This window comes from Halomonas sp. TG39a, assembly GCF_000744395.1.
GTDB classification, from domain to species: Bacteria; Pseudomonadota; Gammaproteobacteria; order Pseudomonadales; family Halomonadaceae; genus Vreelandella; species Vreelandella ventosae_B.
Window position 1 is genome coordinate 1249537 of the sequence record NZ_JQLV01000001.1, and the last position, 11915, is coordinate 1261451.

Annotated in this window: 13 protein-coding genes; 3 read left to right on the plus strand and 10 right to left on the minus strand. The window is 55.9% G+C overall.

Features of this window, described 5'->3' with window-relative positions:
- The first annotated feature begins 170 nt into the window (after positions 1 to 170).
- The 3 genes from U738_RS05400 (at position 171) to U738_RS05410 (ending at position 3466) form a co-directional block, all read left to right on the plus strand.
- Positions 171 to 1406 (plus strand): GAK system CofD-like protein, encoded by a 1236-nt coding sequence (locus tag U738_RS05400; protein ID WP_231896724.1) that lies wholly within the window; start codon positions 171 to 173, stop codon positions 1404 to 1406.
- A gap of 31 nt (positions 1407 to 1437) precedes the next feature.
- On the plus strand, positions 1438 to 2406 hold the full coding sequence (locus tag U738_RS05405; protein WP_035578063.1) for a GlxA family transcriptional regulator: 969 nt from the start codon (positions 1438 to 1440) through the stop codon (positions 2404 to 2406).
- Positions 2407 to 2512: 106 nt separating this feature from the next.
- Positions 2513 to 3466, plus strand: a complete 954-nt coding sequence (locus U738_RS05410; protein ID WP_035578064.1) for an ABC transporter substrate-binding protein — start codon at positions 2513 to 2515, stop codon at positions 3464 to 3466.
- A 26-nt stretch (positions 3467 to 3492) separates the two neighbouring features.
- On the opposite strand, the gene U738_RS05415 is transcribed toward U738_RS05410, so the two are convergent.
- From U738_RS05415 to U738_RS05460, 10 genes are all read right to left on the minus strand, one after another.
- Positions 3493 to 4314: an alpha/beta hydrolase fold domain-containing protein gene (locus U738_RS05415; RefSeq protein WP_035578065.1), complete on the minus strand. Its 822-nt coding sequence runs from the start codon at positions 4312 to 4314 to the stop codon at positions 3493 to 3495.
- A 23-nt stretch (positions 4315 to 4337) separates the two neighbouring features.
- Positions 4338 to 4793, minus strand: coding sequence for a thioesterase family protein (locus tag U738_RS05420; RefSeq protein WP_035578066.1), 456 nt, complete (start codon positions 4791 to 4793; stop codon positions 4338 to 4340).
- The gene (locus U738_RS05425) at positions 4793 to 5746 is read right to left on the minus strand and encodes an L-carnitine dehydrogenase (protein ID WP_035578067.1); all 954 of its coding nucleotides are present in this window, start codon (positions 5744 to 5746) and stop codon (positions 4793 to 4795) included. The genes U738_RS05420 and U738_RS05425 overlap by 1 nt, the downstream gene beginning before the upstream one ends.
- Positions 5743 to 6651: a 3-keto-5-aminohexanoate cleavage protein gene (locus U738_RS05430; protein ID WP_035578068.1), complete on the minus strand. Its 909-nt coding sequence runs from the start codon at positions 6649 to 6651 to the stop codon at positions 5743 to 5745. Before U738_RS05430 ends, U738_RS05425 begins: the two co-directional genes overlap by 4 nt.
- Positions 6652 to 6790: 139 nt before the next feature.
- A complete protein-coding gene (hutC, locus tag U738_RS05435) occupies positions 6791 to 7546 on the minus strand; it encodes a histidine utilization repressor (protein WP_035578069.1) in 756 nt (251 codons plus the stop codon).
- A gap of 70 nt (positions 7547 to 7616) precedes the next feature.
- The gene (gene hisC, locus U738_RS05440; RefSeq protein WP_035578070.1) at positions 7617 to 8735 is read right to left on the minus strand and encodes a histidinol-phosphate transaminase; all 1119 of its coding nucleotides are present in this window, start codon (positions 8733 to 8735) and stop codon (positions 7617 to 7619) included.
- Positions 8735 to 9619 carry an amino acid ABC transporter ATP-binding protein gene (locus U738_RS05445; RefSeq protein ID WP_035578071.1) on the minus strand — a complete coding sequence of 295 codons (885 nt, stop codon included), beginning with the start codon at positions 9617 to 9619 and terminating at the stop codon, positions 8735 to 8737. Before U738_RS05445 ends, hisC begins: the two co-directional genes overlap by 1 nt.
- 13 nt (positions 9620 to 9632) lie before the next feature.
- A complete protein-coding gene (locus tag U738_RS05450) occupies positions 9633 to 10295 on the minus strand; it encodes an amino acid ABC transporter permease (RefSeq protein ID WP_035578072.1) in 663 nt (220 codons plus the stop codon).
- Positions 10292 to 10951, minus strand: a complete 660-nt coding sequence (locus tag U738_RS05455; protein ID WP_035578073.1) for an amino acid ABC transporter permease — start codon at positions 10949 to 10951, stop codon at positions 10292 to 10294. Before U738_RS05455 ends, U738_RS05450 begins: the two co-directional genes overlap by 4 nt.
- Positions 10952 to 11030: 79 nt before the next feature.
- Complete coding sequence (locus U738_RS05460; RefSeq protein WP_035578074.1) at positions 11031 to 11864, minus strand: transporter substrate-binding domain-containing protein; 834 nt, start codon at positions 11862 to 11864, stop codon at positions 11031 to 11033.
- Positions 11865 to 11915: the final 51 nt, after the last annotated feature.

Consider the following 11915-nt stretch of genomic DNA (forward strand, 5'->3'; position numbering starts at 1 on the left):
TGATTTTCGACTTCGAATCGTAGAAAATAGAAATGCTCCAAAATCGACGTATTGATACGCTGCCTCACCGAGATAAAGTGCGCTTGGATAGCCACTGTATTTTAGTGTAACTAGTATAAATAACCGGGCCGTCATTTACGTTACACGTTTCTTACAGTTCAAAGAGTTGTATGAAAAAAAGACGTTTTACCTATACTCGAATGTGCCTGCCCCGTGACCTTGGCAGGGGGCGGGAACTGCGCTTGGCCAGATACCGAAAAGCCCCCGAGCTGGGGCCGAAAATCCTCTTTTTCAGCGGTGGTACAGCACTGAAACGCTTTTCTGAGGTGTTGACAGACTATACCCATAATTCCATTCATCTGGTTACCCCCTTTGATTCAGGCGGCAGCTCGGCAGAATTGCGCCGGGCCTTTGCGATGCCTGCCGTGGGCGACCTGAGAGCACGCCTGCTGGCGCTGGCTGACGACTCAGTCACCGGGCACCCAGAGGTAGCTGCGCTTTTTTCCCATCGGTTAGCCGCCCAGGGGCGGGACAACACAGCGGCAAAGGCCGCCCTTGAGCAAAGCCTGCAGGCCCTTGTTAGCGCTAAGCACCCGCTGCTTAAGGCGATCGCTGAACCCATGCGGTCGCTCATTCAGAGCTATATCGCCGCTTTTTATAAACACATGCCCCAGGACTTTAACCTCAATGGTGCCAGTGTCGGGAACCTTATCTTGACCGGCGGCTATCTAATTCATGATCGCTCCCTGGACCCAATCGCCTTTCTATTTGGCCAGCTGATCAAAACCCGCGGTACCGTTCGCACCACGACAGACGCCGACCTTCAACTGGAGGTGTTGCTAGAGAATGGGCGAAAAATTATTGGCCAGCACCGCTTTACCGGCAAAGAGACGGCTGAAATCGACTCGCCTATCCAGGCGATAAAATTATCCGGTGATGCGGATGATATCGAGACCTTGGATGCCTCCAAGGTGCGCAAGGAGACCCGTAAACTTATCGATTCGGCAGAGTTGATCGTCTTCCCGCCAGGCAGCTTTTACAGCAGCATCATTGCCAACCTACTGCCCAAAGGGGTGGATAGGGCGTTGGCTAAGAACCCTTCAGCTAAGGTCTATGTGCCGAGTCTAGGCGCTGACCTTGAAACCCGAGGCATGACACTGGTAGACCAGGTTCAAGTGCTCAATGCGCACTTGTCTTGCACACTTGAGCCCCTATCGTCTAAGCGGTCTTCCATTGATTTTTTACTGTTTGATTCGCAGCTGCTGAGTGTTTCTCCCCAACAGATTGAGACAATCCGTGATGCAATGGGGATACAAGTGATTGACCTGGATCTTGCGCCGGAGAACACTGACAGCCACCGTTATGATGACGTTAAGCTGGCTGAAGCGCTGCTTGGGCTGACCTGATATCCACACACTAGAAATGTTAGGCATTGCTATGCGTCTTAGTTATCAGGGCCCGCTGCCTGAAATGGTCGGATTTTTACTGCTGCCGCAGTTTTCCATGATGGCCTTTTTTGCGGCAGTGGAGCCGCTGCGAATTGCCAACCGCATAGCCAATAGTCCGTTGTTCGACTGGACGCTAATCAGTGCGGATGGCGGGCCGGTCACGGCGTCTAACGGCATGACCCTGATGACCGATCAGGCAACGGCGGATGTCCACCATCTACCCTCACTGGCGGTATGCAGTGGCTTCACTCCTGAGGCGCATCTTACCCGGCCGTTAATGGCCTGGCTGCATCAGTTGGATCAGGCGGGCTGCTGTTTAGGCGGCATTGATACCGGCGCGTTTTTGTTGGCTGCCACCGGGTTGTTAAAGCACCAGCGGGTGGCGCTGCACTGGGAGAGCCTGCCCGCCTTTCGTGAGCGCTTTCCGGGTATTGATACTACCGATGAGCTGTATGAGTTGGGCGAACGGCGTTTCTCCTGCGCGGGTGGGGCGGCAGCGATGGATATGGCGCTGGAAGTGATCGCACGGCGGCATGGGGCGAAGCTGGCCATCGATGTTTCCGAGCAACTTATTCATGACCGAATTCGCACTCGCAGCGACCAGCAGCGTATGGCGCTGGTGAAACGCTTAGGCACTCACAACAGGCGCGTTGTGGAGGCGGTGGCGCTGATGGAGCAGAACCTTGAAGAGCCGCTCGCCCTTGACGAGATAGCCAGCCGGGTAGATGTATCGGTTCGCCAGTTGCAGCGCTTGTTCGAGCAGGAACTGAACGTGACCCCGCGGCAGTGGTATTTGCAGCTGCGCATCAAGCGCGCCCGGCGGCTGCTAGCGGAGACAGATCTCGCGGTGCTGGCGGTGGGTTTAGCCTGCGGGTTCAGTTCGTCGTCTAGCTTTGCGCGTTCGTTTCGAACTCATTATGGCTATTCACCTCGGCAGGTGCGGGAGAAAGGCGTTTAAGGCTCAATAATTGTCGTGTAATGCCTGGTAATCGTCGCCTTACGCCTAGTAGTGGGGAGGCAGCCGCGCATACTAACTAAACCCAACGAATAAGAGGTTTAGCTAAATGTCTCCCACTACCATTTCTCCCACCACCAAGTCATTGACGTTAACAGCAGGGTTTTTACTCTCTGCGTTTGCCGCCACCCCTGCCATGGCGGAGCTTGATGAGCTACGTTTTGGGGTACCGCCGTGGCCTGGCGTAACGGTAAAATCAGAAGTTGCAGCCCAGCTACTGGAGACGATGGGTTACGAGACGCGGCAGCAGGATTTAGCCGTGAGCGTCATTCTGGAAGGTTTGTCGCGTAACGACCTGGAAATCTATTTGGGCGGCTGGTATCCCGTTCAGACCGATATGGTCGAGCCCTTGGTGGCCGACGGGAAAGTAGAAAAAGTGGTTTCCAATATCCGCGGCGCCAATTCCGGGCTGGTGGTTCCCCAGTATGTTTACGATGCGGGTGTCACCACAGTGTCCGAGCTGGCAGAACACCACGACCGTTTTGATGGTGAAATCCAGGGCATTGAAGCGGGCACCGGCATCAACGATGCCATTCTCAACGCCATTGATAACGACCTTGCAGGACTGGGCGATTGGCAGCTTCGCGAAAGCTCAACCTCGGCCATGCTGGCCCAGGCCGAGCAGAAAATGGCCGATGAAGAGTGGGTGACCTTTGTTGGCTGGGAGCCTCACTGGATGAACGTGAGCTTCGATTTGGCCTATTTAGCCGATAGCGATGATGCAGGCGTGGCCTCCATTGAAAGTACGGTATGGACGATTACTCCTGCCAGCCTGGTGGACGAAGCGCCGGAAGTTCACCGCTTCCTGTCGCAGTATGTGATCGATATCGAAGACCAGAACGACTGGGTACACGAGTACAGCTATGAAGAGCGTCCAGCAGATGAAGTAGCGAACGAGTGGATCGGCAACAATCTGGATACTGTGGCTGAGTGGCTAGAGGGCGTTGAAACTCGCGATGGCGAATCCGCCATTGAGCAGGTGCGGGCCCAGTTCGGTTCTTAACCCAGTTCTGTTCTTAAATAGTTTATTTATCCATCAAGGCGTTGCTTGAGCGCGTGGCAAAACGCCTGCCACGCGCTGCCCATATCGGATAGCTGCGATTGGGCGTGCAGAGCGGCGTGGACCATCTGCGGCGCACAGCGGTAGCCCACGGAGGCGCCTGCTGCTCGCCAGTTTGCCAATGCAGCTTCGATAGGCCGCGTTAATGGGTCTCGCTCCACCGTCAGTACTTCAATGCTATTGGCAGGAGGGGTGCTATCTCGATGCGTGGCAATGATTTCAGGGCAATGTTGACGAATGCTCAGTACATCGTTGCGCGCAAGCAGTGGGGCATCTTCGCCTAGGCAGGCTGGCGAAAGCTCGCCAACGGGTGGGTAGATTAACCCCAACGGCGGCGCTTCACTCAGTGGGTGGGCAAGGTCGATAGCTAATCGTCCACCCGCGCTATCACCCACCAGAGCAACAGGTTGAACGGCTGCTAACACCGCTTTGCAGTCTTCCAGCATGGCGGGGTACTTCACCTCCGGTGCCAGCCGGTAGTTAACGCTGACCACTTCACGCTCAAGCTGCTGTGCCAAGCTGGCGGCGGGGCCATGGTGGCTATCGGTTGAACCGATGGTAAAGCCGCCACCATGGATAAAAAGCACACATCCCGGTGATGGCTGCTGGGGATTAAAACGACGCACGCTAACGCCGTTTATAGCGCTATCTTCAATATGCATGCCGGCTGGGTTGGCCGGAGCGAATGTGCGGCAAAGCTTATCGTAGGCGCGCCGAGCCTCGGGGAAAGGCAGTGCCTCGATATCGCTTAGCCCTGCGCTAAAGCGATCAATAAAAGCGTCTATGTGCATAGCGTTAGCCTGTTTTTAATAGCTCAGCGCCGTATTCCGATGGTGCGGCCCGCTAACGTCGGCCACGCCTGACTATTTGCTTTGGGCAGTTCTTCGATGCAGTTCGCAATCTTCGCTGGAAACGGACTTGGCCGTCCTGACGCTTTTTTCATACCCATCAGCATCTGCTCGCTGGTCGCCAGCAGGTTGCCTTCATCATCGAACATGGCGAAAAACACATGCAGCCGTTTTGCATCGCTATCAAGCAATGTAAGGTCTACGTTGAGCGGCTGGCCTTGGTGCGCCTCGCGGCGGTAGCAAAGGTGGGTTTCCAGGGTATAAACCGTGTAGCCGTAGTGCTCGCGACCCGCTTCATCCAGCCCGATGTGATCAATAAGCGCTTCGCAGGCCTGAGAGAAGACGCGGGCGTACTCCGCGTCGTTCATATGCCCGTTGTAGTCGACCCACTCGGGAGCGACCTGGGTCTCATAAATGATCATTAAATGCGTCCTTTTAAGCCTTCGGCTTCCGGCCAGTATTTCTGTACCACCTCCAGCAGCTCGACTAAAAAGTCATCCCGACGGCGGTCAAGCGTGGCCACTGAGCGGCCTGCGGCCTGGTGCTCACAGCCTTCTACCACCTTATCAATCAATTCGTCGGTGAGCTCTGGGGCTTCCAGTTTTGTCCAGGGCAGTTTTAGCGCCGGGCCGAACTGCTCCAGCATATGTCGCATGCCGGGCTCGCCGCCCGCAAGGTGGAAGGTGAGAAAGGTGCCCATCAACGGCCAGCGTAGTCCACAGCCGTAAACTACTGCAGCGTCGATCTCTTCAGTGGTGGCCACGCCATCGTTGACCAGATGCAGGGCTTCCCGCCACAGCGCTTCCATCAAACGGTCGGCGATATGGCCCTCAATTTCCCGGCAAACTACCAGCGGGCGCATGGCGAGCGACTGGTAGAGTTCCTGGGCGGTGGCAATCTGTGCGGGCTGAGTAGCTTCGCCGCCAACAAGCTCCACCAGCGGTAGTAAATAGACTGGGTTGAAGGGGTGGGCAACGATCACCCGACCTGGCGCTTGTTGGCACTGCTGCTGCAGATCAGTGGGCTTAAAGCCAGAGGTGGACGAGCCGATGATGACGTCTGGTGCGGCAGCGGCGTCAATTGCGGCTAGGATCTCTTGTTTTAGCTCAAGGCGCTCAGGGACGTTTTCCTGAATCAGATCAGCGCCGTTCACGGCCTCTTCAATCGTTGCTACAAACGTTAGCCGTTCAGGACTAGCGTTGGGCGCCAGGCCGAGCTGGGTTAACGAAGGCCAGGCGTTGTCGATAAACGACTGGGTGCGCGCTGGCGCTGTAGGGTCTGGATCAAAGGCCACTACATCCCAGCCTTGGGCGAGAGCGCGGGCAATCCAGCCGTTGCCGATCACGCCGGTACCAATGATGGCTAAACGGCTCATGCGTCACCTCCTGCCGGGTTGCGCAGCTCTGGGTCACGCAGTTTGAGATGCGCGCGGGTTTCTGCAGGCGTCATCACGCGGGCGCCGAGATTCTCAATAATCGTCGAGGCCTTTTCGACCAGTTGGCCGTTAGTGGCCAGCACGCCTTTCTTCAAGAACAGGTTATCTTCCAAGCCAACCCGGGCGTGGCCGCCGAGCAGCACCGCTTGGGCGACCATGGGCATTTGATGACGACCAATGCCGAAGGCGGCCCAGTTGGCGTTGGCAGGTAATTTGTTGCGCATGGCCAGCATGGTTTCGGTATCGGCTTCGGCGCCCCAGGGAATGCCCAGGCAGAGCTGATAGAGCGGGTCGCCGTCGATCAGGCCCTCCTGCTGAAGCTGGCGGGCAAACCAGACGTGGCCCAGATCAAAGCACTCCAGCTCCGGCTTAACGCCGGCGGCTTGCACCAAACGGGCGTGTTCGCGTAGCCAGTCGGCTGGGTTCACGTAGACCATATCGCCAAAGTTAAGGCTGCCGCAGTCCAGCGTGCACAATTCTGGAAGCAGTTCAGCTACCGGCGCATGACGTTCAGCGGGCGTTTGAATATCGGTGCCGGGGCCGCCGCGCGTAGGATCTAGGGCATCGGGTATCCAGTCGCCACCACCGCCAGCGGTGATGTTCATCACGATATCAACATCGGCCTCACGAACGCGCTCCATCACTTCGCGGAACTGTTCAGTCGAGTGGCTAATGCCGCCAGTTTCCGAGTCGCGAACATGGATATGCGCGATGCTGGCCCCGGCACGAGCAGCTTCGATGCAGGACGCCGCAATGGCCTTGGGCGTGATGGGAACGTTGGGGTTTTTAGCGGTGGTATCCCCCGCGCCAGTGACGGCACAGGTTAGGATGACATTGCGGTTCATGGCGTGCTCTCTAGTCAGCGGTTTATTCGCTTACTAGTGTGTCGCGGTGGGCAAATATTAGTTGTCGTAAAGCGACATTCGCTATACATAGCTGGCTATTCACAATCATCTATGGGGGGATGGCGCAAAGTGTGGAGCGTCAGCCAGCATGGGAGGTCGCATCCACTGAGTAGCGGCTACCCAGACGATAGCGCATGGAGGGATGGAGAAACTTAACGTAAGTAACGACCCGTGAGGCACTCCAGGTACGGCGCATAAGTGCTAAACAGGGCTCGTTGACATCAATATCTAGCGCTTTGGCATCTTCTTCCGAGGGCAATAGCGCATCGACGATATGCTCTATTTCGTCTACGGGGATGGTGTTCAATAAGTAGCGTGAAGGCTGCAATGTGTCATCAAATTGCTGGTGAATAAAATCCGGGGCCATGGCAGGCGAAACGTAGCGATCCTCAAGCTGTACAGCGAGCTCTTCCTCGTAGTGAACACAGCGCAGATGATAGACCGAGCTACCGGTGGTCAGCTCAAGCGCTGAAGCAATGGAGAACGGTGCGGCTACACGACCAAGTTCGAGTACTTCGCAATGGTAACGATGGCCACGGGAGGCTATTTCGTCAGCAATATTGGCTATCTGCAATAAATTGGAGTGTGGTTTGCGCTCAGCAATAAAAGTACCTACACCGCTGGTACGTTCTAAGAAACCCTCGTTAGTCAGTTCCCTCAGCGCCCGGTTTATCGTCATACGCGACATGCCGAGCTCATTAACTAATTGATTTTCAGATGGAATCATGTCGCCAGGTTTCCAAAAACCTGAGGCGGCGCGTTCCAATACAAACTGTTTGGCCTGTAAATAAAGTGCTTTTGGTGCGGTGACGCTATCGGTGCCGGATTTTTTCATCCACTACTCCAGTGATGGCTTAGAGCTAATCGCTAGTGACGTCATAATAAGGCAATCAGCTAGGGCTAGGTTAGTGTGGCATTGAAGCCGCTAGTGCGGCCAAGAACTGGTCGTTCTCCTCTCGGCTGCCGATTGAAACACGTACCCAATGGGTGTATCCCGGCTCTAGCCAAGGTTTAACGATCACTCCGTGAGCCAGCAGCGCCTCATGCACCTGCTCTGATGGCTGGGTCGTTTCGAAGAACAGAAAATTAGCCAGTGACGGTACCACTGTCAGCCCCATATCCTTCAGTGCTTGCGCCACGCGACTGCGCTCGCTCATTGTCAGCTCAAGGCTTGTTTCAAGGTGCGTCGTGTCCTGGAGTGCTGCCACCGCCGCCACTTGCGCGAGGCGGTTGACGTTGAATGGCGTACGCAGGCGGTCGATTAAGTCGGCAAGGGCGGGGCTGCTGACAATGCCATAACCAATCCGCAAACCAGCGAGTGCGTAGGCTTTTGAGAAGGTGCGCAGTACGATCCAGGGAATTTGCTGGTGAGCCAGCTGGGCCAGCACGTCTGGGTAATCGGGGCTCGTTTTGGCGTATTCATAATAAGCTTCGTCGAAGACCAGCAGGGTGGAGGGGGTGAGCGCATTAAGCAATTGATCAAGCTGAGCGGCGGATAAAGCGCTGCCAGCCGGATTGGAGGGCGACGAGAACATCAGCACGCGTGGCGGCTCGACCAGTGCCTCCAGCAACCCATCGATATCGAAACGCCCCCCATCAAGCAATGGCACCGAGTGGATATGGGCCCCTAGCGAGTGCGGGTAGAGTGTGTGCAGGCCAAAGGCGGGGGTGATCGTCACCAGGCTGTCGCCGTGGTCGAGAAATACCCGGCACAAAATCGCAATCAGATCCTCAGAGCCATTGCCAAATACCAGCCGTTCAGGGGCTATATCCAGTTGCGCCGCGAGCGCTCCACGTAACAGACTGCAGGATGCATCGGGATACAGGCCGCTATCCATCAAGGCTTTAGAGAGCGCAGCGGCTACTTGTGGAGAGGGGCCGTGAGGGTTTTCGTTGCTACCCAGTTTGGCGATACGTGTTACGCCGAAGCGCTTGCTGACCTGCTCGCTTGAGAGTCCGGCGTTGTAACCCTTGAGTTCGCGAACTTCCCGGCGCGCCAGATGGGTCGGGTCGAGGTTGGGCATCAGCTCGTTTGCTCCGGGGTCGTATGCCAAAAGGCGTTGCGGTCAAGGTAGTTCTGTAGGAACTGGCGTAGACGTGGATGGTTGGTATCACGGAATACTTCATTGGGGGTGCCGCGGGTAACGATGCTGCCCTGATCCAGGAAAACGACGCTGTCGGCAACTTGGGCTGCAAAGCCCATCTCGTGGGTCACCACCACCATGGTCATGCCTTCCTGGGCGAGCTGTTTCATCACGGCCAGCACTTCACCCACCAGTTCCGGGTCGAGGGCCGAAGTAGGTTCATCAAACAGCATGATTTTGGGTTCCATCGCCAGTGCCCGGGCGATCGCCACGCGTTGTTGTTGGCCACCGGAAAGGCGTGCGGGATACTCCTTGGCTTTTTCACTGAGGCCAACTTTGTCTAACGCCTTCATCGCCTTTTTTTCAGCCTCCTGTCGCGGTAAGCGCCTTACCCTGACTAACGCTTCCGTGACATTGCCCAGCGCTGTCATATGTGGCCACAGGTTGAACTGCTGAAAGACGATGCCCAGGTTGCGTCGGGCCTGATTGAGGCGGTTGCGTCCGGCGTGTTGACGGCGCCCCCGGTCATCGATTTCCCAGCCGAGTAGGCGCCCCTCGATATGAATCTCCCCTTCGTCATACTCCTCAAGAAAGGCCATGCTGCGCAGCAGCGTACTTTTACCCGACCCCGATGGGCCAATCAGGCAGACTACCTCCGAGTGATGCACATCAAGGTTGATATCAGTGAGTACTTGATGCTCGCCGAAACGCTTGCCGACGGCGGAGAGATGGATAATGGGGGGCGTCTTATCACCCCCTTTTTGCGTAGCTTCGACTAAAGCCGCAGCAGGGGTAGATGTGGACGAAGATAGGGAAAGCGACATAGCTAGCTCCTGTTCAGCGCTGCAAGTAGATGCCGACGCGGTGCTCAAGCCACCTGCCTGCGCGTGAGGTGATCTCGATCAGTAATAGATAGGCGATGCAGAGCACTAATAACGTTTCAATAAAGGTAAAGGTGCGGGTGCCAATACCGGTGAGCACCGCGGTTAGCTCCGGCACAGTGATAATCGACAGTACGGCGGTTTCCTTGCACAGAATGGTCAGCATATTGACGATTGCTGGCAGGATAAGGACGAGCATCTGCGGTAGTTGTACGCGCCACAGTAGCTGAAGGCGGCCAAGCCCCAGGCACTCGCCTGCTTCCAGCTGCCCACGTGGCACCGCGGCAAAACCGCTACGAAAAATTTCCGCAAAATAGACACTGCTATAGAAGGCGATGCAGAGCACCCCAGCCGTCATCGCGCCGAGCCGCAGGCCAAATGAGGGGCCGCCGTAGTAGACCAGGAACAGGATCACCAGAAAGGGGGTGCCGCGTACCAGCTCAATGAATACTCTTAGTAACAGCTGTAATGGCCGCCCACCAAAGAGCATCAGCGCAGCAATCAGTAATCCCGCCATAAGGCCCAGCACGCTACCTGCCAACCAGGTATAAATGGTGACTAAAAATGCGTTCCAGATTGCTCCGGCATTGGCAGTGATAATGGATAGATCGAAAGTCACGCCAGACTCCTCTCTAAATGACGCTCAAGTCGGCGCCCGAACATGGTCAGCGGTATGTTAATCAGGCAGTAGATCCCCGCTAGCACCAGGTAATGCTGGAAGAATAAGTAGTCTGACGAGGCGAGGTTCTGGGCCACCCGGGTAAGGTCCGCCAGGCCGACCACCGACACTAACGCTGAGGCCTTAATCAGCAATACCAGCTCGTTGACCAGTGAAGGGAGGGTGCTTTGAACCGCTTGGGGCAGCTCAATACGCAGCAAAATAGCCGGACGGCTCATGCCTAGTAGATGTGCCGCTTCACTCTGCCCTGAGGGGATTGCCATCAGGCCACCGCGTAATATTTCTGCGATATAGGCGCCTGAGCAGAGCGAGAGCGCCATCACCGCGGCGACCATAGGGGAAAGGTTGGGTAGGCCAAACATAGGCGCCAAATAGTAGATGACCAATAGCTGCACGAGCAGCGGTACACCCCGAAAGATAAAGATATAGCTGCCACCGAGGCGCCGTAGTAGTGGCATTTTTGCCAGTTGCATGCTGGAAATAAGTATCGCGATGACAAAGCCAAAGGTATTACCCAGCAACGACGTCTGTAGCGTGATAAGCAGTGCCTTGCCAAGCAACGGAAGGCTGAAAAGAAAGGTTGGCCAGTCGAACATTGGCAATATCCCTGGAGGTGAGGGAGAGCATACCGGGCGGTATCTAGCTCAATGACCGCCCGAACACGTCACAAGCTGATTAGATCTCCGGTTCAAAATCTTCGCTGGGAACATCCATCGGCTCGCCGAACCATTTGGTTTGCAGCTCAGCTAGGCTGCCATCCTCGTGCATCGATAACAGCACCTCGTTGATGGCTTCCACCAGTGAGGCGGACTCCTCATCGTTGCGCGCCATATAGCCGAAGTAGGCGGGTTGCCCAAAGGGGGGATGGACCACCTCAAACATTGGCCGTTGGGTAGCGGTGTAAGCAATATTGGGGAGTGAGTTGGCTACTGCATCAATCCGACCCGCGGCAAGATCAGCGTAGGTTTGGCTATAATCAACGTACTCGGTAATCGTTGGGGGCTCGGGCAATTCAGCGGCAAACGCTTTTAGCTGCTCAAGCTGCGCAGTGCCGCGACCACCACCGGCCGCTTTGCCGGAGATATCTTCGGGTGTTTGTATAGAGTCGTCGTCAGCACGCTTTAAGATGGCGACGGTGGCATCAGCGATGGGCAGGGTGAAGTTGTAACGTAGCTTGCGCTCTTGAGTAATCATCGCCGGACCAGCTACGAAGTCATAGTTTCCAGCCTCAAGGCCTGGCAGTACGCTGGGCCAGGGCAGATCGATCCAATTGATACTTACCTCTAGCTCTTCAGCCACACGCTCCATAAGTTCAAGGTTGAGTCCGCTCTGCTGGCCATTGTCTAGATAAGCGAATGGGGCGAAATGAAATTCAGTACCTACATTGAGAACCCCCCGTTCTTGAACCTCTTCAAGCAGATCCGCAGAGGCGGTGCTGGCTGCAAAAGAAGTACCAAGGCTTATCGCCAGGTAAGAGAGTGAATGCTTGAGTAGATTGGATTTTTTCATCGAGTCATGACTCCATCGGGATGATTAAGAAACTGTCAGGGCGCCTGGATC

Excerpts from the sequence above, each read along its gene's own strand:
- U738_RS05405 (WP_035578063.1), top strand. The coding sequence starts at position 1,438 with ATGCGTCTTAGTTATCAGGGCCCGCTGCCTGAAATGGTCGGATTTTTA.
- hutC (WP_035578069.1), bottom strand. The coding sequence starts at position 7,546 with ATGAAAAAATCCGGCACCGATAGCGTCACCGCACCAAAAGCACTTTAT.
- U738_RS05455 (WP_035578073.1), bottom strand. The coding sequence starts at position 10,951 with ATGTTCGACTGGCCAACCTTTCTTTTCAGCCTTCCGTTGCTTGGCAAG.
- U738_RS05410 (WP_035578064.1), top strand. The coding sequence starts at position 2,513 with ATGTCTCCCACTACCATTTCTCCCACCACCAAGTCATTGACGTTAACA.
- U738_RS05460 (WP_035578074.1), bottom strand. The coding sequence starts at position 11,864 with ATGAAAAAATCCAATCTACTCAAGCATTCACTCTCTTACCTGGCGATA.
- U738_RS05430 (WP_035578068.1), bottom strand. The coding sequence starts at position 6,651 with ATGAACCGCAATGTCATCCTAACCTGTGCCGTCACTGGCGCGGGGGAT.
- U738_RS05400 (WP_231896724.1), top strand. The coding sequence starts at position 171 with ATGAAAAAAAGACGTTTTACCTATACTCGAATGTGCCTGCCCCGTGAC.
- U738_RS05445 (WP_035578071.1), bottom strand. The coding sequence starts at position 9,619 with ATGTCGCTTTCCCTATCTTCGTCCACATCTACCCCTGCTGCGGCTTTA.
- U738_RS05420 (WP_035578066.1), bottom strand. The coding sequence starts at position 4,793 with ATGATCATTTATGAGACCCAGGTCGCTCCCGAGTGGGTCGACTACAAC.
- hisC (WP_035578070.1), bottom strand. The coding sequence starts at position 8,735 with ATGCCCAACCTCGACCCGACCCATCTGGCGCGCCGGGAAGTTCGCGAA.
- U738_RS05415 (WP_035578065.1), bottom strand. The coding sequence starts at position 4,314 with ATGCACATAGACGCTTTTATTGATCGCTTTAGCGCAGGGCTAAGCGAT.
- U738_RS05425 (WP_035578067.1), bottom strand. The coding sequence starts at position 5,746 with ATGAGCCGTTTAGCCATCATTGGTACCGGCGTGATCGGCAACGGCTGG.